The organism is Flavobacterium sp. KACC 22763 (assembly GCF_028736155.1).
GTDB lineage: Bacteria > Bacteroidota > Bacteroidia > Flavobacteriales > Flavobacteriaceae > Flavobacterium.
In genome coordinates this window covers 234,741-257,274 of sequence record NZ_CP117879.1, presented here as the reverse complement: position 1 = coordinate 257,274, position 22,534 = coordinate 234,741, and the positions used below count along the sequence as shown (strand labels likewise).

Annotated in this window: 31 protein-coding genes; 24 read left to right on the top strand and 7 right to left on the bottom strand. The window is 32.1% G+C overall.

All coding sequences use genetic code 11. The features are described 5' to 3' along the window. Positions 1 to 56 precede the first annotated feature (56 nt). From PQ463_RS01145 to pyrF, 3 genes are all read right to left on the bottom strand, one after another. Complete coding sequence (locus PQ463_RS01145) at positions 57 to 1,550, bottom strand: catalase (protein ID WP_274255908.1); 1,494 nt, start codon at positions 1,548 to 1,550, stop codon at positions 57 to 59. A gap of 676 nt (positions 1,551 to 2,226) precedes the next feature. Further along, a complete protein-coding gene (locus PQ463_RS01140; RefSeq protein WP_274255907.1) occupies positions 2,227 to 3,027 on the bottom strand; it encodes an ABC transporter substrate-binding protein in 801 nt (266 codons plus the stop codon). A gap of 240 nt (positions 3,028 to 3,267) precedes the next feature. Continuing rightward, complete coding sequence (pyrF, locus tag PQ463_RS01135; protein ID WP_274255906.1) at positions 3,268 to 4,095, bottom strand: orotidine-5'-phosphate decarboxylase; 828 nt, start codon at positions 4,093 to 4,095, stop codon at positions 3,268 to 3,270. Positions 4,096 to 4,473: 378 nt separating this feature from the next. On the opposite strand from pyrF, the gene PQ463_RS01130 reads away from it, so the two are divergent. From PQ463_RS01130 to PQ463_RS01080, 11 genes are all read left to right on the top strand, one after another. Continuing rightward, a complete protein-coding gene (locus tag PQ463_RS01130; protein WP_111423674.1) occupies positions 4,474 to 4,947 on the top strand; it encodes a Dps family protein in 474 nt (157 codons plus the stop codon). Between the two features lie 136 nt (positions 4,948 to 5,083). After that, complete coding sequence (locus tag PQ463_RS01125; RefSeq protein WP_274255905.1) at positions 5,084 to 5,269, top strand: CsbD family protein; 186 nt, start codon at positions 5,084 to 5,086, stop codon at positions 5,267 to 5,269. Positions 5,270 to 5,427: 158 nt separating this feature from the next. Then, a complete protein-coding gene (locus PQ463_RS01120) occupies positions 5,428 to 5,979 on the top strand; it encodes a helix-turn-helix domain-containing protein (protein ID WP_111365181.1) in 552 nt (183 codons plus the stop codon). Between the two features lie 21 nt (positions 5,980 to 6,000). After that, the gene (locus tag PQ463_RS01115; protein WP_111375939.1) at positions 6,001 to 6,450 is read left to right on the top strand and encodes a response regulator; all 450 of its coding nucleotides are present in this window, start codon (positions 6,001 to 6,003) and stop codon (positions 6,448 to 6,450) included. A 13-nt stretch (positions 6,451 to 6,463) separates the two neighbouring features. Next, complete coding sequence (locus PQ463_RS01110; protein WP_274255904.1) at positions 6,464 to 8,251, top strand: CHASE3 domain-containing protein; 1,788 nt, start codon at positions 6,464 to 6,466, stop codon at positions 8,249 to 8,251. Between the two features lie 242 nt (positions 8,252 to 8,493). Next, positions 8,494 to 8,955 (top strand): DUF4142 domain-containing protein, encoded by a 462-nt coding sequence (locus tag PQ463_RS01105; protein WP_274255903.1) that lies wholly within the window; start codon positions 8,494 to 8,496, stop codon positions 8,953 to 8,955. A gap of 36 nt (positions 8,956 to 8,991) precedes the next feature. Next, positions 8,992 to 9,633, top strand: a complete 642-nt coding sequence (locus PQ463_RS01100) for a porin family protein (RefSeq protein WP_274255902.1) — start codon at positions 8,992 to 8,994, stop codon at positions 9,631 to 9,633. 36 nt (positions 9,634 to 9,669) lie between these two features. Next, complete coding sequence (locus PQ463_RS01095) at positions 9,670 to 9,822, top strand: lmo0937 family membrane protein (protein ID WP_274255901.1); 153 nt, start codon at positions 9,670 to 9,672, stop codon at positions 9,820 to 9,822. Between the two features lie 58 nt (positions 9,823 to 9,880). Next, entirely contained in the window at positions 9,881 to 10,165 is a 285-nt protein-coding gene (locus PQ463_RS01090) for a YtxH domain-containing protein (RefSeq protein ID WP_111423681.1), read from the top strand. 48 nt (positions 10,166 to 10,213) lie between these two features. Next, positions 10,214 to 10,573 carry a hypothetical protein gene (locus PQ463_RS01085; protein ID WP_008462338.1) on the top strand — a complete coding sequence of 120 codons (360 nt, stop codon included), beginning with the start codon at positions 10,214 to 10,216 and terminating at the stop codon, positions 10,571 to 10,573. Between the two features lie 27 nt (positions 10,574 to 10,600). Continuing rightward, entirely contained in the window at positions 10,601 to 10,975 is a 375-nt protein-coding gene (locus tag PQ463_RS01080; RefSeq protein WP_274255899.1) for a hypothetical protein, read from the top strand. Between the two features lie 374 nt (positions 10,976 to 11,349). On the opposite strand, the gene prfA is transcribed toward PQ463_RS01080, so the two are convergent. Further along, on the bottom strand, positions 11,350 to 12,426 hold the full coding sequence (prfA, locus tag PQ463_RS01075; protein ID WP_111365195.1) for a peptide chain release factor 1: 1,077 nt from the start codon (positions 12,424 to 12,426) through the stop codon (positions 11,350 to 11,352). Between the two features lie 320 nt (positions 12,427 to 12,746). Here prfA and PQ463_RS01070 point away from each other — a divergent pair, with 320 nt between their 5' ends. From PQ463_RS01070 to PQ463_RS01045, 6 genes are all read left to right on the top strand, one after another. Further along, on the top strand, positions 12,747 to 13,307 hold the full coding sequence (locus PQ463_RS01070) for a hypothetical protein (RefSeq protein WP_274255898.1): 561 nt from the start codon (positions 12,747 to 12,749) through the stop codon (positions 13,305 to 13,307). Positions 13,308 to 13,601: 294 nt separating this feature from the next. Then, positions 13,602 to 14,552, top strand: a complete 951-nt coding sequence (locus PQ463_RS01065) for a hypothetical protein (protein WP_274255897.1) — start codon at positions 13,602 to 13,604, stop codon at positions 14,550 to 14,552. A gap of 5 nt (positions 14,553 to 14,557) precedes the next feature. Further along, on the top strand, positions 14,558 to 14,923 hold the full coding sequence (locus tag PQ463_RS01060) for a hypothetical protein (protein ID WP_274255896.1): 366 nt from the start codon (positions 14,558 to 14,560) through the stop codon (positions 14,921 to 14,923). A gap of 119 nt (positions 14,924 to 15,042) precedes the next feature. Further along, positions 15,043 to 15,471: a hypothetical protein gene (locus PQ463_RS01055; protein ID WP_274255895.1), complete on the top strand. Its 429-nt coding sequence runs from the start codon at positions 15,043 to 15,045 to the stop codon at positions 15,469 to 15,471. Between the two features lie 11 nt (positions 15,472 to 15,482). Beyond that, entirely contained in the window at positions 15,483 to 15,902 is a 420-nt protein-coding gene (locus tag PQ463_RS01050) for a hypothetical protein (protein ID WP_274255894.1), read from the top strand. An 84-nt stretch (positions 15,903 to 15,986) separates the two neighbouring features. Then, entirely contained in the window at positions 15,987 to 16,349 is a 363-nt protein-coding gene (locus tag PQ463_RS01045; RefSeq protein ID WP_274255893.1) for a hypothetical protein, read from the top strand. Positions 16,350 to 16,423: 74 nt separating this feature from the next. On the opposite strand, the gene PQ463_RS01040 is transcribed toward PQ463_RS01045, so the two are convergent. Continuing rightward, positions 16,424 to 16,753: a hypothetical protein gene (locus PQ463_RS01040; protein WP_274255892.1), complete on the bottom strand. Its 330-nt coding sequence runs from the start codon at positions 16,751 to 16,753 to the stop codon at positions 16,424 to 16,426. A 111-nt stretch (positions 16,754 to 16,864) separates the two neighbouring features. On the opposite strand from PQ463_RS01040, the gene PQ463_RS01035 reads away from it, so the two are divergent. From PQ463_RS01035 to PQ463_RS01020, 4 genes are all read left to right on the top strand, one after another. Next, the gene (locus PQ463_RS01035; RefSeq protein ID WP_250349255.1) at positions 16,865 to 17,101 is read left to right on the top strand and encodes a helix-turn-helix domain-containing protein; all 237 of its coding nucleotides are present in this window, start codon (positions 16,865 to 16,867) and stop codon (positions 17,099 to 17,101) included. A gap of 393 nt (positions 17,102 to 17,494) precedes the next feature. Continuing rightward, positions 17,495 to 18,310, top strand: coding sequence for a DoxX family membrane protein (locus PQ463_RS01030; RefSeq protein ID WP_274255891.1), 816 nt, complete (start codon positions 17,495 to 17,497; stop codon positions 18,308 to 18,310). Positions 18,311 to 18,345: 35 nt separating this feature from the next. Next, positions 18,346 to 18,840 (top strand): SRPBCC family protein, encoded by a 495-nt coding sequence (locus PQ463_RS01025; RefSeq protein WP_274255890.1) that lies wholly within the window; start codon positions 18,346 to 18,348, stop codon positions 18,838 to 18,840. A gap of 5 nt (positions 18,841 to 18,845) precedes the next feature. Then, the gene (locus PQ463_RS01020) at positions 18,846 to 19,340 is read left to right on the top strand and encodes a hypothetical protein (protein WP_274255889.1); all 495 of its coding nucleotides are present in this window, start codon (positions 18,846 to 18,848) and stop codon (positions 19,338 to 19,340) included. A 23-nt stretch (positions 19,341 to 19,363) separates the two neighbouring features. Here PQ463_RS01020 and PQ463_RS01015 read toward each other — a convergent pair whose 3' ends face one another. Beyond that, positions 19,364 to 20,155 (bottom strand): DUF5995 family protein, encoded by a 792-nt coding sequence (locus PQ463_RS01015; RefSeq protein ID WP_274255888.1) that lies wholly within the window; start codon positions 20,153 to 20,155, stop codon positions 19,364 to 19,366. 171 nt (positions 20,156 to 20,326) lie between these two features. Next, a complete protein-coding gene (locus PQ463_RS01010; protein ID WP_111423987.1) occupies positions 20,327 to 20,698 on the bottom strand; it encodes a GreA/GreB family elongation factor in 372 nt (123 codons plus the stop codon). Between the two features lie 421 nt (positions 20,699 to 21,119). On the opposite strand from PQ463_RS01010, the gene PQ463_RS01005 reads away from it, so the two are divergent. From PQ463_RS01005 to PQ463_RS00995, 3 genes are read left to right on the top strand one after another with little or no spacing between them, the layout of a single operon-like run. Continuing rightward, entirely contained in the window at positions 21,120 to 21,545 is a 426-nt protein-coding gene (locus PQ463_RS01005; RefSeq protein WP_274255887.1) for a copper resistance protein NlpE N-terminal domain-containing protein, read from the top strand. A 5-nt stretch (positions 21,546 to 21,550) separates the two neighbouring features. Further along, complete coding sequence (locus PQ463_RS01000; protein ID WP_274255886.1) at positions 21,551 to 21,964, top strand: lysozyme inhibitor LprI family protein; 414 nt, start codon at positions 21,551 to 21,553, stop codon at positions 21,962 to 21,964. A gap of 9 nt (positions 21,965 to 21,973) precedes the next feature. Beyond that, entirely contained in the window at positions 21,974 to 22,477 is a 504-nt protein-coding gene (locus PQ463_RS00995; protein ID WP_274255885.1) for a hypothetical protein, read from the top strand. Positions 22,478 to 22,534: the final 57 nt, after the last annotated feature.

Sequence of the window (22,534 nt, the reverse complement as noted above, 5' to 3'; positions counted from 1 at the left end):
ATAATAAGCTCAAAAGTTGGCAACTTAGAATCTTAGCATCTCAGAAACTTAGAACCTTACCTAGCTTTAATCGCCAATCTCGGGTCATCAAAGGCATTTACTTCATCCATTGTCATTCCTAACGCATTTGCTACGCCGGCACCATACGCTGGATCGGCTTGATAGCAGTTTCTGATGTGACGGACTTGAATAAATTTCTGTGCTCCTCCTACTTGTGCGGCTGTGTTTTTAAACAAAAGCTGTTTCTTTTCCTCAGTCAGCAAATTGAATAAAAGTCCTGGCTGAGTAAAATAATCATTATCGTCTTCTCTAAAATTATGTGCATAAGCATCACCATAAATTGCCAATGGCGGTTCTTTTACTTCTGGCTGTTCCTGCCATTCGCCAAAGCTGTTTGGTTCGTAGTGTTTTCTGCCTCCATAATTTCCATCTACACGCATTGCACCGTCTCTGTGGAAACTATTGTACGGACATCTAGAAGCATTTACTGGAATCTGGTAATTATTTACTCCTAAACGGTAACGATGCGCATCTCCGTAAGAAAATAAGCGTCCTTGAAGCATTTTATCTGGAGAAAAACCAATTCCCGGAACTACGTGAGCTGGGTTAAATGCCGCCTGCTCTACTTCTGCAAAATAATTTTCTGGATTTTTATTTAATTCAAATTCTCCAACAGGAATTAATGGAAAATCTCCTTTCAACCAAACTTTAGTTAAATCAAATGGATGAAAACGATAGGTTCTCGCCTGCTCTTCTGACATAATCTGAACAAACATTTTCCATTTCGGGAAATTTCCTTCTTCAATGGCATTAAATAAATCTCTCTGATGGCTTTCTCTGTCTCCTCCTACTAACTTAGCAGCTTCTTCATCAGATAAATTTTCGATTCCCTGTTGTGAAACCAAATGAAATTTTACCCAATGTCTTTCATTTTTCGCATTGATGAAACTAAAAGTATGACTTCCGAAACCGTGCATTTCTCTATATGATCTCGGAATTCCGCGGTCGCTCATTACAATTGTAACTTGGTGAAGAGCTTCTGGCAATAAAGTCCAAAAATCCCAATTATTATCAGCACTTCTTAAATTGGTTTTTGGATCGCGTTTTACAGCGTGGTTCAAATCGGGAAATTTCATCGGATCACGGAAAAAGAAAACTGGAGTATTATTTCCGACCAAGTCCCAATTTCCTTCATTTGTATAAAATTTCATGGCAAAACCACGAATGTCTCTTTCGGCGTCAGCAGCGCCTCTTTCTCCTGCAACAGTGGAGAAACGTACAAACATTTCTGTTTTTTTGCCAATTTCAGAAAACAAGTCCGCTTTAGAATATTTGGTAATGTCGTGTGTAACCGTAAAAGTTCCGTAGGCTCCAGAACCTTTGGCATGCATTCTTCTTTCCGGAATTACTTCTCGGTCAAAATGCGCCATCTTTTCTAAAAACCAAAAATCTTGTAATAAAACAGGTCCGCGAGGGCCAGCTGTTTGAATGTTTTGATTGTCTGGAACGGGAGTTCCGGTTGCAGTTGTTAATTTTTTGTTTGATTCCATTTTGCTGATTTTTAATGTTTTATCAAATATACAAACTTATCCTTAGCACATTCATAAACAAAATTGATTGTTATTATATTTTAATAACCAAACGCTATTTAACACTGCAGAAAGCTCAAAACAGCCATTTTACAAATCTTAACGTATGACCAACAAAGTAATAACAAAACCTTAACAGCATAAAATTGATATATATCGGACATTTGTAATGTAATAAACTGGTTATTTATTATTTTGGTTTTGGTTAGTTAAATGATGCCGGCTTCTTCGAGATGCCGGCATTCTTTTTTGCATTAAATTCCAAATAAATTTAAATAACTTAAATAAAAAAATTCCAAATTCCAATCTTACCACATATAGCAAAAATTGGAATTTGGAATTTTAAATATTGGAATTTTAAATTAAGACATTAACTTATATCCAACAAAGTAATAACAAGATCTTAACAGCATAAGTTTGATATATGTCGGACATTTGTAATGTAATAAACTGGTTATTTATTATTTTGGTTTTGGTTAGTTAAATAGATGCCGACGTCTTCGAGATGTCGGCATTATTTTTTTGATTAAATTCCAAATAAATTTAAATTACTCAATAAAAAAATTCCAAATTCCAACCTTAGCCACATATAGCAAAAATTGGAATTTGGAATTTAAAATATTGGAATTTCCCTTTTTTAATTCTTCAATCTTTCATGAAGCAGTTTAAAATACGAGAAAGCTTTTAGCAATCTGCTGCCGTGCCAAGAGAACATTTCGCCGTCTACGAAAATAGTTTTGGCGTGATGCGTAAACCTTCCAATTTCAAAAGCATCTTCTTCTTTGAAAGGATAAGGTTCTGATGAAAGAAAAACAATATCAGGATCGCCTTCTAAACGCATTTTCTTTAATTCGATTTCAGGATAACGCCCTTTGTCTTCGTAGATATTTTTAAAATGATTGAGTTTTAAAAGCTCATTAATATAAGTATCATTTCCAGCCACCATATATGGATTTTTCCAAATAAAATAGGCTGCTTTCTTTTCCTTTATATCTTTTATATAATTTTTAAAATCGCTTAGAGCGAATGCCAACTTATCATTCCATTTCTGGGCTTCGGTTCTGCAATTGAATAATTGTCCGAAATCTGAAATCATCTGAAAATTATCTTCAATAGAAACAATATTAGTAACCCAAACTGGACAGATAGCACTTAATTGCTCTACAATCTCCAGGGTGTTTTCTTCTTTATTGCAGATAATAATATCTGGCTCTAAAAGCTTTATTTTTTCAAAGTGGATTTTCTTTGTTCCACCAACCATCTTTTTGGTAGATTTAAAATGAAACGGATGAACGCAGAACTTCGTTATTCCGATAATTTTTTCTTCTAAACCTAAATCATACAATAATTCGGTTTGCGAAGGAACTAGCGAAATAATACGTTTTGGAGCTATTTCAAAAGTATGAACAGTGCCCAACTGATCTTTGATTTGTTTCATGTGTTTGGTTTATTGGAATGTGGAATTTAACGCAGAGTGCACTAAGTTTTTTCGCAAAGTTCGCGAAGGCTTATAATTTTAAAATAAAAGTTTTTTAAGTTCTCAAAGCTTAGACAAAGTATTCTTTGCGAACTTAAAAAACATTTACAAGACTGTAAGTAACTTCTTTGTGCACTTTGCGAAAAAACTTAGTGCACTCTGCGTTAAAAAATTATGTTCAAAGTAAAGCAACCTGAAACTTTAAACTTTAAACTTTAAACCAATAATCTCAGCCATTTCCTGCTGTACTTTCAAAGCTTCTTCTCTAGCCTTTTCAGCAAAATCGGTTCCCTTTGACGCATAGATAATCGCTCTTGCAGAATTTACCAAAAGACCAACTTTATCATTCATTCCGTATTTGCAAACTTCAGATAAACTTCCGCCTTGAGCACCAATTCCTGGAACTAACAAGAAACTGTCTGGAACAATTTTTCTGATTTCGGTAAAATATTCTGCTTTTGTTGCACCCACAACGTACATTAAGTTTTCGCTGTTTTTCCAAGTTTTAGAAGTTTCTAGAACTTGTTTATACAATTCTTTCCCGTTTGTATTTAAAGTCTGAAAATCGAAAGCTCCTTCATTTGAAGTTAAAGCCAGCATAATGGTATGCTTGTTTTCGAAAGCCAAGAAAGGTTCTACAGAATCTTTTCCCATATAAGGAGCAACGGTTACACTGTCAAAATTCAGGTCTTCAAAAAAAGCTTTCGCGTACATGCTTGAAGTGTTGCCAATATCACCGCGTTTTGCATCTGCAATCGTAAAAATATCAGGATAATTTTCGTTTATATAGTTGATTGTTTTCTGCAAAGACATCCATCCTTTTATTCCGTATGCCTCAAAAAAAGCTGTGTTTGGTTTGTATCCAACAGTCAAATCGTGAGTTGCATCAATAATTGCTTTATTAAATTCGAAAATAGGATCTTCGGTTTCTAACAAATGCTGCGGAATTTTAGTCAGATCTGGATCTAAACCAACGCATAAAAATGATTTTTTTTGAAGAATTTGTTCGTGTAGTTGTTGTGTTGTCATATTCTTTTTTACTTGTGCGGCAAAATTACAAATTATAATGGTTAATGAGTTAATGGTTGATGGTTTATTGTTTATGGTTTATGGTTTATGGTTTATGGTTTATGGTTTGTGGTTTGTGGTTTGTGGTTTGTGGTTTGTGGTTTGTGGTTGATGGTTTATGGTTGATGGTTTGTGGTTTGTGGTTAATGGCTACTGTAAATGTTTGCTGTTGTCAGGCTGAGCGGAGTCGAAGCCCTTCAACTCCTCAGGGTGACATTAATCATAATATATTCAAAATTATATCACTAACATTGAATTCCTATAACATCAATCAAAAATTGTGTAATAGAAAAATTAGAATCAAAAGTAACTTTGAAATAAACCATTAAAAAGACAATTATGAGCCCAAATATCGGAATTACACCAAAGAACTTAAAAAAGAGCGCTTCTATACTGGCTACAATTTTATCAAACGAAATGACTTTGTATGTAAAAACAAGAAAATTTCACTGGAACATTTCTGGAAACAGTTTTATGGAACTGCATAAATTGTTTGAAGAGCAATATCGCGTTCTTGAAGCCCAAATTGATGAAGTGGCCGAACGTATTAATCAATTGGGAGAAAAAACAATTGGAACCATGAAGGAGTTTATTGATAATTCGACCTTAAAAGAATCTCCAAAAGAATATGCTTCACAAAAAGATATGTTATCTGAGCTTCTAGAAAACCATGAACAGCTGGTAACAGAATTTAGAAATTATATTCCGGTTTTTGAAAACGAAACCAACGATGCCGGTTCTGCCGATTTTGTTACAGGATTGCTTCAGGAGCATGAAAAAATGGCTTGGATTCTGAGAAGGTACCAGGTTTAATTGTGAATTGTGAATTGTGAATTGAAAATGCCAATTGGGATGAAAATTATGCAACAGTTGGAAAAATAAATGTAACATGGAGCCGATTTATAATTTGCAATTTTACAATACAATAAAAAACTTAAAAGAGATATTCATGAATATCACCGAGATAAAAGGAAACTGGAACGAGTTGAAGGGTAAACTGAAACAAAAGTTTGCAACGCTAACAGATGACGATTTGATGTTTGCTGAAGGAAAAGAAGACGAAATGTACGGAAGACTTCAGCAGAAACTGGGAAAAACAAAAGAGGAATTTCATCAAATCCTGTCAGAATTGTAACCCTTTGCAACTCAATCAGGGAAATACCGTCTAGTAAAAAATATTAGACGGTATTTTTTTGAAAATTTTATTTTAAAATCGTATTTTGACGTAATTCTGTGCCATTTAAAAGCAAAAACACCAAATAAATTAAGTATCTTTAACCAAATTTCTATAAAATGAAACTATTTATAAAGTTCGACATTAATACAATTTGCTCTCTTTATTTAAAACAAAATCTGGAACAAAACAATGTAAATTTTACAACTCTAGGATTTGGTGAAATTGAAATTGAAGACAATCTTGATGCCGAAGCTTTGGAGAATTTAAAAAGCAAATTGGCTCCATGCGGTTTTGAAGTAGTTGAAAATCAAAAAAGTGTACTCGTACAAAAAATAAAAGACGCGATTATCGAACTTGTATTTATGGACGACAACAATAATTACAAAAGTTCTGTGTTTTTGGCAGAAAAGCTAAACCACAGCTACGGATATTTATCTAATGTTTTCTCAGAAGTAACCTATTCTTCTATTGAAAATTTTATTATTTTACAGAAAATTGAAAGAGCAAAACAATTGATTATTATCAATGAAATGAGTTTGACCGAAATTGCTTTTTTACTCAATTATTCGAGTGTTGCGCATTTGAGTACGCAGTTTAAAAACACAACCGGAATTACTCCATCTGCTTTTCAGAGGATTATTAAGAAACGTAGAGAAAATTTAAAATAAAAACCCAAATACCACATTACAATGCAAAAAAACGCATTACACATTTTATTGGCCGATGATGATGAAGATGACCGTCTTTTCTTTAAAGATGCTTTTGAAGAAATAAAAATTCAAACTAATGTAAGTTTTGTTCATGACGGTATGCAACTTATGGATCATTTAATGAACACAGACAATAAACTTCCAGATATTTTGTTTCTAGATTTAAACATGCCTAAGAAAACAGGTAAAGAATGTTTAATTGAAATCAAAAAAACAGATCATTTAAAAGATATAATTATTGCCATTTATTCTACTTCTTCGTCCGAAGAAGATATCGAAGATACCTTTATTCAAGGTGCCAATATTTACATCAAAAAGCCAAGCGATTTCAATACACTCAAAAAAATAATTAATGAAGTCGTGACTGTAAACTGGCATTATCATACTTCAGGTTTAAACCGTGATAATTTCTTGCTGCGACTAAAATAAAAGCATACCAATAATGAAGTGGATACCAAATTTTAATTCTTCAAACTCTTTGAGAGTTATTTTTGTAATCGCAGTTTTCATTCTGTTATTTCTTTCTTCAATTGCTTACAAACATAACCAGGACTTGAATGAATCGAGCAAACTGGTTATGCACACATACGAAATCAACATCCAGCTCGAGCGGTTAATGTCGGCTATAAAAGATGCAGAAACGGGCCAGCGAGGATATATTATCACTCGCAATGCCCGTTTTTTAACTCCGTATATTTATTCTCGAGATAAGGTAAATACTTCTTTCATTACCTTAAAAAAACTGACTACCGATAATCCGATACAGCAAAAAAATCTTCAGAAGCTCTTTAAACTCATTACTCAGCGTTTTGTTTCTTTTGAAAATTGCCTAAAATACAGCGATCCTAAAACATACGATAAAAGAAAACTAGACAATCATATGTTTGGCGGTCGTATTTTAATGGAAAATATTCGTTTTAAGGTAGATGAAATGAACGATATCGAGAAAGATTTCCTAAAGAAAAGACTTAAAATTTATGATTCAGAAATCTCTTTGAGTCCGCTGTTTTCGATTTCATTATTTCTGGTGGCTTTGAGTTTTATTTTATTGGCATATCGTCAAATTAGCCGCGATTTTGAACGCTTGAAAGTATTCAATAAAAAACTTCTTATTTCTAGCGGTTTAATTTCTGAGTCTGAAAATATTGGTAAATTCAGCACTTGGCAATGGGATTTGGATTCTGATAAAATTGATTTTTCAGACAATCAATTCCGATTATTAGGTCTCGAGCCAAAATCTTTTGCGCCTAATAAAGCCACACTTATCAAATATGTTCACCCTGACGACAAAGAATCTGTCGCCAAGGCAATAGACGGAATTGTAGATAAGAAACACCTCCCGTTTGTGTATTATAAAATTGTGCGTCCAGATTTTGAAGTACGCTATTTTAAAACAACAGGGAAATTGGTAACTGACCAGCAAGGCAGTAAAATTTTGCTTGGAATTAATTTTGACATTACAGACGAACATCTTTTGAATATTGAGCTTCAGGAACGTAATAAAGAGCTAGAAAAAAGCAATAAAGAACTGGCTTCTTTTAACCATGTTGCTAGTCACGATTTGCAGGAACCACTTAGAAAAATACAGACTTTTATTTCTAGAGTTTCAAGTGCCGACAAAGAAGTTATGTCTGAAAGCGGTAAAAATTACATCACAAAAATAGAAAGCTCGGCAAAAAGAATGCGTGTTTTAATAGACGATCTTCTTTTGTTTTCAAGAACAAATACAACCAAAAAGGAATTCATTAAAATGAACCTTAACGAACTTTTGGACAATGCCGAATCTGAATTGGGTGAAGTAATAGAAGAAAAGAAAGCCGTAATTCAGCGTATTGGCAAACTTCCGAAGCTTTCTGTTATTCCATATCAGATCGAACAGCTGTTTATCAATTTAATTGGAAATTCATTAAAATATAGTCAGCTAGATGTAAATCCTGAGATTTCTATTTCGAGCGAAAAAGTATTTTCTGCCGATTATCCAGAAATACTAGAACAGTCTATAAAGAAGTTCCATAAAATCACTTTTACAGATAACGGAATGGGATTTGACCCTCAGTTTAAAGAAACCATTTTTATTCTTTTTCAGCGTCTTCATTCCAAAACAGATTATCCAGGAACAGGAATCGGATTAGCCATCTGCAAGAAGATTGTAGAGAATCACAAAGGTCATATTACAGCCGATAGCACTTTAGGAAAAGGCTCTGTATTTACGGTATTTTTGCCTGATTAAACCTCATTAAAAAAACACTTAAAAAGCGTTATATAAATCCATTATGGGAATTATATAACGTTTCTTTTTTATGCTGTAAAGCAAAATCTTTCATTCGTTGCCATCTTTGTAATGTAATACTTTAGGAAGTAATAATGAAAGCAATTCCCCCCTTAAAAGCTTCAATTTTCAAAGTTTTTTTTTCGTTCCTTTTAATTTTATGCATCACATCTTGCAGAAAAATTAATCCGATTGAAAACACTTTGAAGAACCAAGCTTTTGCAAAAAATGACAGAGAAGAAACAGAGGTTTTCTTTTTTATATCTACGGCAAATGTAAGTAAGTCCATTATTTCTAAAAGTCAGATTGCACAACAAAAAAGTTCAGATGTAATTGTTCAGGAATTAAGCAAAAGAATAGAGGTTCAAGAGAGTCAATTGTTGGAAGCAATAACCAAAATGGCTACATCAAAGCTCATTGTCATTACTGAAATAAATGCCACGCACAAAAGAGACCTGTACAACCTCATTGATGCAAGCAATAACAATTTTAACAATATCTATTTAGACACTATGACAGAAGCGATCTGTGACCAGATTGAGCTACTCGAAACCATTTCTAGAGAAACAAATGATAAAGAAATTCTAGAACTAGTTCTTCGCTTTTTGCCACAGCAATACAGACTCTTACGAGAGACTGAACGAATAAAAAAACAAAACGAATAAACGCCTATTATCTATCTATTAACTAATTTTTTTACTATGAAATTACACGCCAAATTTTTATGCGCCTTAACACTTTTTTTAACAGCATCATTCGGAATGCTGCACGCTCAGGACAATAATGTAAATACCGAATACGGCGTAAAAGGAGGATTCAATATGTCGAATCTATATCAAAGTGAAGCTGACGATGAAAATGTTTTATACGGATTTAATGCTGGGGTTTATGCCACACTTCCTATCTCAGACTTCATTGCCATACAGCCAGAGCTTTTGTTTACCACAAAAGGTTCAGAATTAGAATATAACAACGCTTTTGCAAGTGGGGATGCAAAATTTAGACTTAATTATATTGAACTTCCACTTTTAGTGCGAGTTAATGTTACAAAAAACTTTAACATCCACGCTGGTGGTTACGCTTCTTATCTAGTAAGTTCTAAAATAAGCGGAAACGGTAGTTTTGATTTTGACCAAGATATTGACACAGACGATCTAAACAAATTTGATGCAGGTTTATCTGCTGGTGTTGGAGTCGATTTTAATCCAATCAGCATCGGATTACGTTACAATTATGGTTTAACAACGGTGGGGAAAGAAAGAACCGTTGCAGGAACTACCTACACGTTTCCAGATGCCAAAAACAGTAATCTTTCATTATATCTTTCGTATAAGTTAAACTAAACGAGAAATTGATTATTAACTACTAAAATAAAAACCATGTCAAACTTATTATATACCCTCGCAGTGATTCTGGTAATACTTTGGGCTTTAGGGTTCTTTGTTTACAGTTTCGGAAGCATTATCCATATTCTATTGGTAATTGCCATTATTGCCGTACTGCTTCGCCTTATTAAAGGTCGCGAAGTTTAAAAATCACATGTATTAAATCAACAAATTATTAAATATTAATCCATTAAAATTATTTATTATGAAAACTAGTAGCACAATTTTAGGAATTTTAGGAGCCGCAGCGGCGGGAGCATTCATAGGTGTTTTATTTGCACCAGACAAAGGATCAAACACAAGAAAAAAAATCAAAGATAAATCAAGAGATTATAGCGATAACTTGAAAACAAAATTTGATGGTGTTGTAAACAAAATCACTTCAAACGGTAAAGAAATTATCGAAGAAGGAAAATCTAAACTTAACCAAGTTAAAGAAGATTACAATACGCTGAAAGACGATGTTAAAACAGTAAAATCAAACTATTAATATCAAAATATTAATTAGTGAACTTTTCAAACCATAAAACCTTATATCATGGAACCAAATGCAACAACAAACGAGAATTTAAATCTTTATGAAAAGGCAGAGAACTATGCTAAAACAAGTTTAGAATTACTTAAACTAAAAACAGTATGTTCTGTTGCCGATGGTGCTTCATCATTAGCTTCAAAGATAGCGATTGGTATTGTTGTTGCATTTTTTACTTTGTTTCTGAATATCGGGATTAGTTTATGGATTGGTAAAGAACTTGGAGAGTATTACTACGGTTTTTTTATCATGGCGCTATTCTATCTTATTCTAGTGATAGTTGTGGTAAAATCACATCATAAACTGATAAAAACGCCAATTGGAAATACCATTATCTCCAGTATTCTTAAGGAAACAAAAAACTGATTTAATTCATTAATAATATAAAAGACTATGGAAGCCATTTACAATATTGATCAGTTAAATCGAAAAATTGAGGAATTAGAAATTCGCCAAGATAAAGAATGGTGCGATATAAAAGATGAAATCGAAGAGATTAAGAACAATTTAAAACCTATTAATCTCATTAGAAACACAGTCGAAGAAATCAACGAAACGGTTGGTTTTAAAAGCCATATCGCACAATCGGCAATCAGTATTGGAATTGGTTATCTCGCCAAAAGATTTATTGTCGGAAAAGGCGATTCGATGTTCAAAGGGATTCTTGGTTCCATCGTCCAGCTTATTGTAACCAATCTCGTTTCAAAACCTCATCATGAATCTTCTGAACATGAAGAAGATTCTCAATACGAACCGTCTAGAGAGTAATTTGTCTAACTTAATTTGATTATTATGGAAAAGCTTAGCGAAATAGTAATAAAAAATGGTGTATACGTTTACTCGAATCTATATAAATGTTTTGAATATACGAGAGTATTTTTAGGGGTATAGCCTTTTTTTTAAAAGGTACAAAGTTACAGAGGTTCAGAGGTTCAAAGTTTAAAAGCTTTGTGTCTCTGAATCTTTTTTTTTTTAGCCTTTCTCACTTTTATCCCAATACTTTGTGTTCAAGCGGTTGAAACCGCTGGCTATGTTTTTTGGGCATAAAAAAAGCCGAACAAATGTTCGGCTTAAATATATTGAGTTCAAAGAGAAAAAAACCTCTGAACCTTTGCAACTATGTCCCTTTGAACCTGTGTACTTTAGTACACCTCAGAAGCTTCCTTCAATTTTTCCATATTATTAACCAACTGAAGCTCAGAAACAATTTTCTGAATATCACCATTCATGATGTTTCCTAAATCGTAAAGCGTTAAACCAATACGGTGATCGGTTACACGTCCTTGCGCATAGTTGTACGTACGGATTTTTGCCGAACGGTCTCCAGAACTTACCTGAGAACTACGTTTTTTAGCATCCTCTTCCTGCTTTTTAGCCAATTCCATTTCGTACAAACGAGAACGTAATACCATCAAAGCTTTATCTTTATTCTTATGTTGTGATTTCTCATCCTGACATTGCGCCACCAAACCTGTTGGAATGTGCGTTAAACGTACAGCCGATTTTGTAGTATTTACCGACTGACCTCCAGGTCCAGACGAACAGAAGAAATCTACACGAACATCGTTCATATCTACCTGAACATCAAACTCCTCAGCTTCTGGCAAAACCATAACCGTAGCAGCCGATGTATGCACACGACCTTGAGTTTCTGTCTGAGGAACACGCTGTACACGGTGAACACCTGCTTCAAACTTCAAAGTTCCGTAAACGTCTTCTCCAGTAACCTCAAAAATAACCTCTTTGAAACCTCCAGAAGTACCCTCGTTCATATCTACAACAGATGATCTCCATCCCATAGATTCGCAATATTTCGTGTACATTCTAAACAAGTCACCTGCAAAAATACTCGCTTCGTCCCCACCCGTTCCGGCGCGGATCTCCACCATAACATTTTTCGCATCTTCAGGATCTTTAGGAATAAGCATAAATTTGATTTCCTCCTCCAATTCTGGCAGACGTTCTTTTGCTTCATCCAATTGCATTTTGGCCATTTCCACCATTTCAGCATCACTTCCGTCAGCAATAATTTCGTTTGCTTCGTCAATATTTGCCAAAATTATGATGTACTCTTCTCTCTTTTCAACAAGCGCTTTTATCCCTTTATATTCTTGGTTAAGCTGCTTATAACGTTTTTGATCAGAAATAACATCCGGCTGAATAATCAAATCCGAAATCTCATCGAAACGCTGCTTTACATATTGAAGTCTATCTAACATTTTCTAATTCCTTTTATTGGACGGCAAAATTACAAAATTTTTATCGAAAATTCTAGTGTTCATTTTTTGGGGAATTTAAGGTGAATATTTAGTGGAATTATGATGATTTTTAGGAGCTGTTTCCTGCTATCCGCTATATCTTTTTAGGCAGAAAGTTTACGGTTTAATAAGATCTTTTTTGTTTGCCTAAAAAGGATGCCGCTTCTATCAGGGCTAGGGCTTTGGTTTTCATAATTAGGTTTACGGTTTTCCGTAATGTATTTAGATTTTATGTTCTTAGTTTTGAAAACCATACTAAACTAACAACTATAATTATTAAAATGAAAAGACTGTTTACTACATTCCTATTACTCTTTGTAATAATGCAAAATTACGCTCAAAAAAAGAACTCCGAAACCCGCCAATTTATTGAGAATGCAGAAATCACTCAGATAAATAAAGATTGGAATGTAAAAGCTGAATTTAGATCTGGACTTGGAGAAATACTATCTTTCTTTCCTGTTGAAGCAATTGATTTGAAATCAAATAATAAAATGAAATCATTGCAAATGGATATGACAGTTATATATCAGATTGCAGGAAGAAATTATAACTATTTCAAGTCTTCATGGATTGACTTAGATGAAATTGATGAATTTGTATTATTTATAGAGCAATATGTTATTCCAAATCTTAAAGACAAAACAGAAAAAAAACAATCAACTACATATATTTTTAATTCGAGAGAAATAACATTTAGTTTTAATATCGAAAAAACTTCCAGAAGAGTCTCAATTTATCTTAAAGATAATGGTGTTACAGATAATGAACATTATTTCTGGACAGAAACACAAGTAGGGAAAATTCCTGAGTTGCTTACAATGCTGAAGGAAATTAAGTAATACCATTGGCTCTATTTCAATTTTTAAATGATAAAAAAAAAGGTTTTTTACTTGGTCTAACATTTAAATTTTATACGATGTTTGTTCTTTAACATATAAATATCTTTCTTTTCATCGGCAAGTTTTTTATTCTTTGTCACAACTTACAGAAAACCGTAAAGCTCCTAAAAGTTAATATTTTTGGAAAAATGCAAAAGCATCAAACGTTGACTAATAAATATTGATAACTTCGACATATATAATTGAGATAGCACTTGTTTTTCAATATGCAATGATGTAAACAAATTAAAAACAATGAAAATAGAAGAAATTGGGTTATTAATAAAATTACTAAGACCAAAATATTATAATAGAATTACTAAATTATTAGTAGTCGGTGGACTAGCATTATTATCAAAACCTATTTGGGTAGATTTTTTAAATCTAGTTTTAGGTGAATTCAAATTATCATTAATTGGTGAATTTGATTGGGCATTAGGATTAATTGTAATTATTCTTGCTCTTTCGTACAACTTATATCATCGCTATTTAGATTTAAAACATGAAACAAAAAATGAGCCCGCATTTAATAAAGTTATATACAAAAAATTTACAGAATTTGGAAAATTAGCCCAAGCAATTTTCCCTCTATTAAAAGACAATGAATATATGTTTAAAAATACAGCCCCAAATTCAGGAAGCTCTATTGTAGAACCATTAAGAACAGATTTTACATTATGGGAAAAATTAAAAAGAGAAGCTATACTTCCTAATAATGAATCTATAAAAAAACTATTACAAGAAAATAAGTCTCTGTTTCCTAATAAATATGAAGCCATAATTAATAAAATGTTACTTCATATTGATGCTTTTAATGAACATGTAATAAACCCAAATTTTGATTATTCACAGTATCAATTTCCAATTGAGTTTAGTGATATAATTTTTGCCGAAAGCTTTAAAGCAACCTTACTTGATAAAAAATTAATCAAAATGAGGAAATGGCTAGAAAAAAAACTTATATCATCTTTAGTCATAGACTGGTTTATATTTGGTTCTGCTGTCTTTATATCTGACAAAGCAAATGATATTGATATTGCAGTCATTTCAAATGCAAATAATTTATATATCAATAATTATATAAATCAGTTAAAATTCGATTTTAAGATCAAATTTAAAAAAGATTTACATATTACCTTATTTGAAGAAGTAAACAAAAATGATTACCAAATATTCTTAAATAAAAATCCTTTTCATATAAAATAATTAAAATGGGGAAAAATTTACACTATTCGATAAGACCATTTATAGAAAAAGCTCTTAATAATCATTTTGCAGTAGAAAGAATTGAAGAAATTCAACTAGATGATTTCTATGCCTATAAGATTCATCGAAAAAGAGGAATGTCAGATGTAATAATTGTTTTAAGTGATGACTATTATTTTAGTTCAGCCTCAATTCACAACAAAGATAATATCTTAAAAGATGGTGGCTTTATTTTAATTGCAAGACCGGAAGCTAACGGAATTGAAGAAAGTCAACCAGAGGAAAAACTAGGAATTGGAAAGATTGGGAAGCTTTTAGGGGCACTAAATCATGAGAAATATTGGAATTACGAGCCTCCTATAAAAGAATAAGCTAGCATAGATCCCGCTCCACGAAGTCTTCAACTGAAACGCTACGCAAATGTCTCTGACTTTGCGTTTTTGCTTTTTATATCAATGCTCCAAAGAAACCGCTATTAAAAAATCTAAATATGAAAAGTAAGTTTAAAAATATTATTTTAAAAACTAATATTAGTCTTTTATTTGTGGTCATGATTTCAATAAATCTTCAAGCTCAAAAAAAAGTAAAAGACACGCTTTTTTTTACTTATGATAGTAATTATATTACTATATATCCTGAAAACCCAAACTATTATTATATAAAAGATGGGAGTGGTGCTCGTGTTGGAGGCTTTTACTTTACTGAAGTTCAAAAGATAAAGAATTACAAGACTAAAAAAAGAGAAATTGGTCTTAAAGAATTTATTAGGTCATCTAAATTCTATGACGAAAATAGAAGATTAAAATTAAGAGATTATGAACTTTCTGATTACCTCGAAGATTACGTTATTTTTTTAGTCAAAACTGAAGATGGCAAAAAAAAATATATACAAGTTGAAGCAAGTTTTGAAATTGAGTAAAAAGTCAAAGCATGAAAAGTAAGTTTAAAAATATCTTTTTAAAAACCAATATTAGTCTTTTATTGGTGGCTATGATTTCAATAAATCTTCAAGCTAAAAAAGTAAAAGATACATTATTTTTTAAAATAGATAATTCTTATCTTTTTGAAAGAGATTATATTCCTAAATCATTTTTTATTAAAGACAGAAATGGGCATACTGAATTTTTTTTTCAAGAAGCTGAAATTTTGCATAATCTAAAACCTAAACAGGTGTTATTTCTAAAGTACTTTATTAGAAACTCAAAATTCTATATTAACGAAGGTAGAATAGCATTAGATATTAAAGGATTGATGGATTATATGAAAAAATATACAATTATTCTAATAAGGGAAAATGAGGAAAAAATCGAATATATTAGAGTTATAACTGCCATTGTGATTTTTGATTAAGATTCTAAAAGATCACATTTTATTTTTGTGTTACATACTAGAAGGCACCTCACTCATGTTTTTTTCATCACATTTATTTAGAATATGAAAAAGATATTAATAACAATATTAATGGCTTTGAGCTTTCAAGTTTTCTCACAAAATCAGAAAAAAATCATTTTTGAATTTGACAAGAAAGTTGATGAAATCGTGTATAGAAAAAACACTAACAATCAAGAAATATCAGGTTTCAAATTTATGATAAATAATAAAAAAATATTTTTTAGTTCGAATCCTATTTCAAGTAGTAATAAATTAACAATAAATACTAGTAGAGACCAGCTAAATAGTATTAGTATTGTACAAAATGACAATGCAAATAAAAATTATTACTTCGTTGTCTATGTAAAAGACAAAAGAAAATCTTATGCCGTTGACCATCTTGTAAGGAAAATTACTTGCGAGTAAAATATCGAAATATACTTTCCAAGAGTTCAACTAAAAAACTGCGCAAATGTCTAAGACTTTGCGCAGTTTTTTTATCAATATTCTAGATGAAATTTACACAAATCATCCAACAACTCCATTTCATCTTCTGGCAATAACTGCAAGGCAATTTCAAGCAAAGTCATTACATTGACATTATTGTCTTTTGTAAAACTCGACAAACCGTTTGCATCAGGATTAAGCAAAATAATACTTGCTTTTAGCAAATCTGAAACCATTAGATTTAATTCGTTATAAGAAGATACTTTTAGCGGTATTGTATACGAGTTGGTTTCTTTGGGCTCTGGTTTTAGTTTGGTAAAATATTTTCCTTTATTTATTAATTCTAACAATTCTTCGGCTCTTTCTTTATTTTGCGTTTGCATTTTATATAAGATTTAATTTACAATTTTAAACAAACATATAAAAAATCAGTAACATACAACCCCTTTCTTACATTCACTTAAAAACAATCGATTACTTGTAATTTCATTTCTATGAAAAGAGAAAGAAAAAGTGAAATTCCAGAAGTTGTAAAAGACCTAGGAATCAAGATTAAAGATATAATTGAAGAAAATAAATTCAAGCGACGAGAGGTTGCTCATGATGCAGAAATGGATGTTGAAAGTCTAAGAAAATATATAAAAGGTTCGCAAGAAATGAAAGTAAGCACTTTGTTTAAGATTGCACAAGCTTTAAAAATTCATCCAAGCGAATTGATTAAGGATTTGTAAATTCCCCACTAGCGCGAGCGTCTCGCTCATACACGCAATCTACATAAAAAGTCTATTTTCTCATTCCGTTTCCTCCTAGTTTGTCATTTCGAGGAACGAGAAATCTTCGCGAGTAACTCTACAAAGATTGGCAAGTATGCTTTGCGGAATTTCTCGTGTGATTTTTTGTTCCTCAAAATGACAGTACTTTGTGGTTACAATATGAAAAATTGTTGCGGAGCTACTTGTGGAGATTTCTCGTTCCTCGAAATGACAATACTGTGTAGTTACTATGCAGATAAACTGACGAGAAGCAAACTATAAAAAACCAACCCTCATTAAATCAGTATTTTAGCAATAAATTTATATATTTGGTTATACCAAAAACAAATTTACTATCTAAAACCACTATTAATGAAAGGACTTATTAAACTCGGCCGTTTATTTTACGGTATTGGCATTATTGCTTTAGGAGTGCATCAGCTTATTATTAAAAATTTTCGATCTGAAATTTTATCACCTTTTCCCGCTTGGGCGCATCAATATCCTGTTTTTTCTATCCTTGTCGGAATTATTTTAATATTGGCAGGAATTATTATTTCGGGAATCGTTAACATTAAATTTATTGACACCAGAAAAGTCTGTCTTTATTTAGGATTTGCTTTTCTTGCCGCTTTTATGGTTTCTCATCTTCCGTTTATTTTCATTTTTAATACCGACAAAACCAACGCTACACAAATTTGGATCAACGCCATTGAGGAATTAACGTATAGTGGCGGAGCGTTTGTACTGGCGGGTTCCTATAGTGCGAACAAAAGCGAAAGCAAATTCGACAAATTTCTAGAAAAACTTATTCCAGTTGGGCGAATTTTCTATTCGCTTTTAATGCTTTTGTTTGGTTTAAGCCATTTTCTTTTTGCCGAGTTTGTGTCTACAATGGTTCCAAAATGGTTGCCAGGAACTATGTTTTGGACTTATTTTGTAGGCGTTGCGCTTATTTGTTCGGGCATTTCGATTATTTTTAAACTTTGGATAAAACCTATTTCGCTACTTTTGGCTTTAATGCTTTTACTTTTTGTACTTTTCTTCCACATTCAAGATGCTGTTGCAAACCCAACTGTAGGTGGCGGAAATGAAATTGTACGTGCCATTATCGCTTTACTTTTCTGCGGAATTGCATTAGTAATCGCATTAACAAATGATTCTAAAAAACAGGTTTTAGCGAGCTGAAATAATTTAGAAAAACTAAACTAAAAATTAACCCCATGGAAAACTTCGATTGGACTTCTTTCACAAAAAAAATAGCCGTTAAAGCTCCGCTCAGCGACATTTACAACGCTTGGACAATTGCGAACGAATTGGAAAAATGGTTTCTAGAAAAAGTATCTTTTTTTGATGCTAACGAAGAACCAATCAGCAAAGATCAAAATGTTTCGGGAGGTAATGCTTATGAATGGCTTTGGTATTTGTATGATGACGCCATGAAAGGAAAAATCACTTCTGCCAACGGAAAAAACCAATTGCAGTTTACGTTTGAAGGAACGTGTCTTGTAGATATAAAATTGACTGAAGAAAATGGATACACAATTGTTGAGCTTCGCCATCATAACATTCCGACAGATGATAATTCGAAAAAATACATCAGACTGGGCTGCTCCAACGGCTGGCATTTTTATTTGACCAATCTGAAATCGGTTTACGAAGGCGGTTTGGATTTGCGCAATAAAGATGAAAATTTGAATCCTATGATTAATAATTAAAAGGAATGATATCAGAAATCGGTATTGAAGAATTCAGAACAAAACTGAAAACAAATACTAAATTAGGCAATCCAAAAATTAGCGGAAGTCCGTTGCACGCATTCAATATGATTGGCGAAAAAGATAAAATGTTTTACGGCATAATAAATCATAATGATTTTAAAATAACCAAAAATGCAATATTGCATCCCATTCCTTTTGTTTTGAAAGGAAAAATTAAATCTAAAAATCGAAATCAAACCGAAATATCATACGAAATAATCCCGATCCAATTTGGATATTATTGGATTCGTTTTTTTCCTTTTATTGCTTTTGCTTTGTTTAATATTATTTTTATTATCGAGAATCCACCATTAATAGTCTGGCTATTATTCAATTCCCTTATAATAATAATTGGTATTATTTTTAATATAAGAATGAAATATCAAAGAAGAAATTTCGAGAGAAATTTTATAAAATTCTTTGAAATAGCAGATAGAAGCGAAAATGAAAAATATTAAACCTCTTCTACTCTTTTCCAAAATCAAGCCACAACACATTCCATATTTTTCTCTTCCATAATCTGCATGTCGATTATTTTTTGAGCGACAGTTCCTCTTTCAAATAAGCGAATGAATTTGAAAACAGCGCTTACAAAATAACCTGGATTTGAAACCAAACGGGCGATTTCTGTTATTCTTTTGTCTCTTAATTGGGTGCAGGCTTCTCTTCCGTCTTCTGGAACTGCTACAAATTCGTTGGCAAATTTCCATGCGCCGTTTCTTGCCGTTTCCATACTAAAATCGATAAAGAAATTGTCTACTTTGCCCGTAAACTTCAATATCCATGTAAGCGTTGGCCAAATTTTAATCAAGCATTTTTCGACACCGCCAACCAAATTGCTAAGAATAGAGTTTATCTTATCAAAATCGGCTTTTAAATCTTCGATATCTTCAACTGTACTGACTTCTGCTGAGGCAATTCCTAAATCGAGATTAATATGCGCGTTGATTCCTAGAAGCAAATGCTGTAAAACAATTGGCCAGAACTTTTCGGCTTGTTGAAAGGCAAATGCCCAACATTCAGATGGTTTTTCTTTGGCTTGGTATTGATAATACGCTTTCAGATATCTATTAGCAAAAATAACATCCAGTTTTTCCATTCGTTCACCATTCTGGAAAGCGCCAGCCAAAATACCTTCTTTTACTCTTACTGCAACTTCGCGATATAGAATGGCAAATAAACCCAAATTGCTCTGGTCTATTTTAGATTTTTCTATTATTTGATCCAAAAACAGAATTACTTCGTCTATAGTTTCAGCTCGTTTCATACTCATTTATAATTGGTTATGATTAAATTGAGAAGAACGAATTTAATTATTTTAAGCTTTCGATTAACGTCATTTTGATGCGACTCTCCTATTTCTTCGTTTCTATTATTTCAAAAAAAATCCCAAAAGAAAACTCTTCTGGGATTATTACTGACTTTAAAACGAACGATATTTATATTACTCTTCTACTTTTAGAATTTCTAGTTTCAGATTTCCTTTTTTAGCAGGCCATTCAACAATATCACCTTCCTTGTAGCCTATCATTGCAATTCCTTCATCTGAAAGAACCGAAATTTTGTTTTTACTGACTTTTGCTTTTTCCGGACCAACAAGAAGAATTGTTTTTTCTTCGTTATTGATGTGATCTTTATAAGTAACTTTTCGATCTATAGAAACTACATCTTCAGGCAGATTTTTTCGCAATACCTGCGTGGCATGTTTTAGCTGCCCTAATAAAAGTTCTTCTTCTTGAGCGGTTACTTTTTTTCTTCTTACGTGATCTTTAATTAAATCGTAGGTTCCTGTAGTTAAAATTATATGTTGTGACATGACTTTCTTGTTTGCTTCATTATTTCTAAGATATGACACAACTCTACAGTGAACAGCACGCAAAACGCCATATTCAACGATATCATATCCTGAATAAATGAGATTAAATAATAAAAATTAAATGGTAAAATATCCCCTGCCTAGAGTTGTGACAGGGCGAAAGAAATAAACTCTTTTGAGCTTTTCAAGAAAGTATCGTCATGCAAATACAGCAATGTGCACATTAAGCACATTAGACAGCTATTTACTAAATAAAAATTTGCAGTGACCATTATGGTATTAATCGTAATATGTTAGCAATATACGCTTATTTTCTGACAATAAAAAAATTATAAATTGCCAATATGGTTTTACGTAAGGATTTTGATTTTAAACCATTTACTTTTGGAAAAAATCTTAAACTATCCGAAAAACAAAACCTATGAAACTAATACTAGCTGCGTTACTTTTTATTTTAAAATTAAGTTTATTTGCACAGTCTAATCAGTTTGCTGGCGATTACACTCGTTCTCTTTCTGGCGAAAATCATAAACTTGAATATGCACTTACTTTAAATCAAGACGGAACATTTGAGTTTCATTACTATTCCTATATACAAGGCGGAACTCCACAAGAAGTCAATAAGTACGGAAAAGGAAGATGGAGCGAAAAAGACAATCTGATTACTTTCTCTTCTGATAAAACAACAGACTTAGATGAAAAATATACTTTAGATTTTAGCCATTCTACAGCAAGGTTTGTTACTAAAAATGCAAGGGACAAAAGCGATAAAATAGTGAAGACAAAACTTCAATTTTTAGAATCGGAAATCTTATGGATGAGAAGAATTGATATTTTTAAAGTATAAATGAAATGAAAAAAATATTTGTTTTGATTTTTCTTCTTCTATCTATTGTGGCGTTTTCACAAACAAAAAAAGAGAATCCAATTGATGTTTTAGAATCAAAATGTCTTAATAAAGACAATATTTCTAATGCTGACATGTGCAATTGTACCATACAAGCTCGTGAATCTTGGGACAAAGAATTGAACAAATATTACAATTTATTGAAAACGAAACTCCCAAAAGAAGCTTTTGAAACTTTGAAGGAATCTCAAAAACAATGGCTTGCTTATCGCGATAAAGAATATGCTTTTATTTCAAAATACTTTTACGAAGTACAACAAGGAACCATGTGGTATGCTGTTGCCGAAAATAAAAAGAAAGAAATTGTAAAAGCAAGAGCAGTCGAATTGGAGGTATATTACAAAATGTTAGAATATTAAAAATTTGAAATGAATCATTCTCTTATAATTGTTTTAAAAAAATATACTCCAATCTTTTCTATCGTCTTCTTTTTTGTGAGTATAGTTCTGACGTTTTATGAAATATTCTATTTTTTATTGCTACTAGGTGTTTTGCTTTTATCAATATCAATCTTAGCTCTTAATTTTTTAAATGACATTGACAAAACAGGAATCGAAATTTTTGGAAAAATCGTTGCTTACGACTCAGATGAGGAGGGGCATAAAACTCCTATAATTGAGTTTCAAACTTCTGACGGAAAGTTTTTTAAAGGAATTCCTCTTATTCATGCCTCATCAGACGTAGATAAATTTCGGTCGTATCAGGAAAATATAAATAAAAAAATCAAAATACTTTACAGTGCAGACTGTCCTGAAAATTTTATTATAAAAGGAAAAACGTACACCTTTTTTCTGAACCTTGTGGCTATTATTGGTTTGGGGCTCATAATATGTTCGATTGTAAAACTTTTAGGATATGATTTAATCTTCTAAAATTATTTTTCGAATTTGCAAGAACAACTTAGAATCTTAGAGCCTTTGTCCCTTTCT

What these genes read in the sequence shown, in the direction of transcription:
- PQ463_RS01040 (WP_274255892.1), bottom strand. Translation starts at nt 16,753, where the DNA reads ATGCAAACGCAAAATAAAGAAAGAGCCGAAGAATTGTTAGAATTAATA.
- PQ463_RS01145 (WP_274255908.1), bottom strand. Translation starts at nt 1,550, where the DNA reads ATGGAATCAAACAAAAAATTAACAACTGCAACCGGAACTCCCGTTCCA.
- PQ463_RS01140 (WP_274255907.1), bottom strand. Translation starts at nt 3,027, where the DNA reads ATGAAACAAATCAAAGATCAGTTGGGCACTGTTCATACTTTTGAAATA.
- PQ463_RS01030 (WP_274255891.1), top strand. Translation starts at nt 17,495, where the DNA reads ATGAAAGGACTTATTAAACTCGGCCGTTTATTTTACGGTATTGGCATT.
- PQ463_RS01070 (WP_274255898.1), top strand. Translation starts at nt 12,747, where the DNA reads ATGAAAAGACTGTTTACTACATTCCTATTACTCTTTGTAATAATGCAA.
- PQ463_RS01060 (WP_274255896.1), top strand. Translation starts at nt 14,558, where the DNA reads ATGGGGAAAAATTTACACTATTCGATAAGACCATTTATAGAAAAAGCT.
- PQ463_RS01005 (WP_274255887.1), top strand. Translation starts at nt 21,120, where the DNA reads ATGAAACTAATACTAGCTGCGTTACTTTTTATTTTAAAATTAAGTTTA.
- PQ463_RS01065 (WP_274255897.1), top strand. Translation starts at nt 13,602, where the DNA reads ATGAAAATAGAAGAAATTGGGTTATTAATAAAATTACTAAGACCAAAA.
- PQ463_RS01025 (WP_274255890.1), top strand. Translation starts at nt 18,346, where the DNA reads ATGGAAAACTTCGATTGGACTTCTTTCACAAAAAAAATAGCCGTTAAA.
- PQ463_RS01050 (WP_274255894.1), top strand. Translation starts at nt 15,483, where the DNA reads ATGAAAAGTAAGTTTAAAAATATCTTTTTAAAAACCAATATTAGTCTT.
- pyrF (WP_274255906.1), bottom strand. Translation starts at nt 4,095, where the DNA reads ATGACAACACAACAACTACACGAACAAATTCTTCAAAAAAAATCATTT.
- PQ463_RS01110 (WP_274255904.1), top strand. Translation starts at nt 6,464, where the DNA reads ATGAAGTGGATACCAAATTTTAATTCTTCAAACTCTTTGAGAGTTATT.
- PQ463_RS01000 (WP_274255886.1), top strand. Translation starts at nt 21,551, where the DNA reads ATGAAAAAAATATTTGTTTTGATTTTTCTTCTTCTATCTATTGTGGCG.
- PQ463_RS01090 (WP_111423681.1), top strand. Translation starts at nt 9,881, where the DNA reads ATGAAAACTAGTAGCACAATTTTAGGAATTTTAGGAGCCGCAGCGGCG.
- PQ463_RS01045 (WP_274255893.1), top strand. Translation starts at nt 15,987, where the DNA reads ATGAAAAAGATATTAATAACAATATTAATGGCTTTGAGCTTTCAAGTT.
- PQ463_RS00995 (WP_274255885.1), top strand. Translation starts at nt 21,974, where the DNA reads ATGAATCATTCTCTTATAATTGTTTTAAAAAAATATACTCCAATCTTT.
- PQ463_RS01130 (WP_111423674.1), top strand. Translation starts at nt 4,474, where the DNA reads ATGAGCCCAAATATCGGAATTACACCAAAGAACTTAAAAAAGAGCGCT.
- PQ463_RS01015 (WP_274255888.1), bottom strand. Translation starts at nt 20,155, where the DNA reads ATGAGTATGAAACGAGCTGAAACTATAGACGAAGTAATTCTGTTTTTG.
- PQ463_RS01010 (WP_111423987.1), bottom strand. Translation starts at nt 20,698, where the DNA reads ATGTCACAACATATAATTTTAACTACAGGAACCTACGATTTAATTAAA.
- PQ463_RS01095 (WP_274255901.1), top strand. Translation starts at nt 9,670, where the DNA reads ATGTCAAACTTATTATATACCCTCGCAGTGATTCTGGTAATACTTTGG.
- PQ463_RS01020 (WP_274255889.1), top strand. Translation starts at nt 18,846, where the DNA reads ATGATATCAGAAATCGGTATTGAAGAATTCAGAACAAAACTGAAAACA.
- PQ463_RS01085 (WP_008462338.1), top strand. Translation starts at nt 10,214, where the DNA reads ATGGAACCAAATGCAACAACAAACGAGAATTTAAATCTTTATGAAAAG.
- PQ463_RS01035 (WP_250349255.1), top strand. Translation starts at nt 16,865, where the DNA reads ATGAAAAGAGAAAGAAAAAGTGAAATTCCAGAAGTTGTAAAAGACCTA.
- PQ463_RS01100 (WP_274255902.1), top strand. Translation starts at nt 8,992, where the DNA reads ATGAAATTACACGCCAAATTTTTATGCGCCTTAACACTTTTTTTAACA.
- PQ463_RS01055 (WP_274255895.1), top strand. Translation starts at nt 15,043, where the DNA reads ATGAAAAGTAAGTTTAAAAATATTATTTTAAAAACTAATATTAGTCTT.
- PQ463_RS01115 (WP_111375939.1), top strand. Translation starts at nt 6,001, where the DNA reads ATGCAAAAAAACGCATTACACATTTTATTGGCCGATGATGATGAAGAT.
- PQ463_RS01120 (WP_111365181.1), top strand. Translation starts at nt 5,428, where the DNA reads ATGAAACTATTTATAAAGTTCGACATTAATACAATTTGCTCTCTTTAT.
- PQ463_RS01080 (WP_274255899.1), top strand. Translation starts at nt 10,601, where the DNA reads ATGGAAGCCATTTACAATATTGATCAGTTAAATCGAAAAATTGAGGAA.
- PQ463_RS01125 (WP_274255905.1), top strand. Translation starts at nt 5,084, where the DNA reads ATGAATATCACCGAGATAAAAGGAAACTGGAACGAGTTGAAGGGTAAA.
- prfA (WP_111365195.1), bottom strand. Translation starts at nt 12,426, where the DNA reads ATGTTAGATAGACTTCAATATGTAAAGCAGCGTTTCGATGAGATTTCG.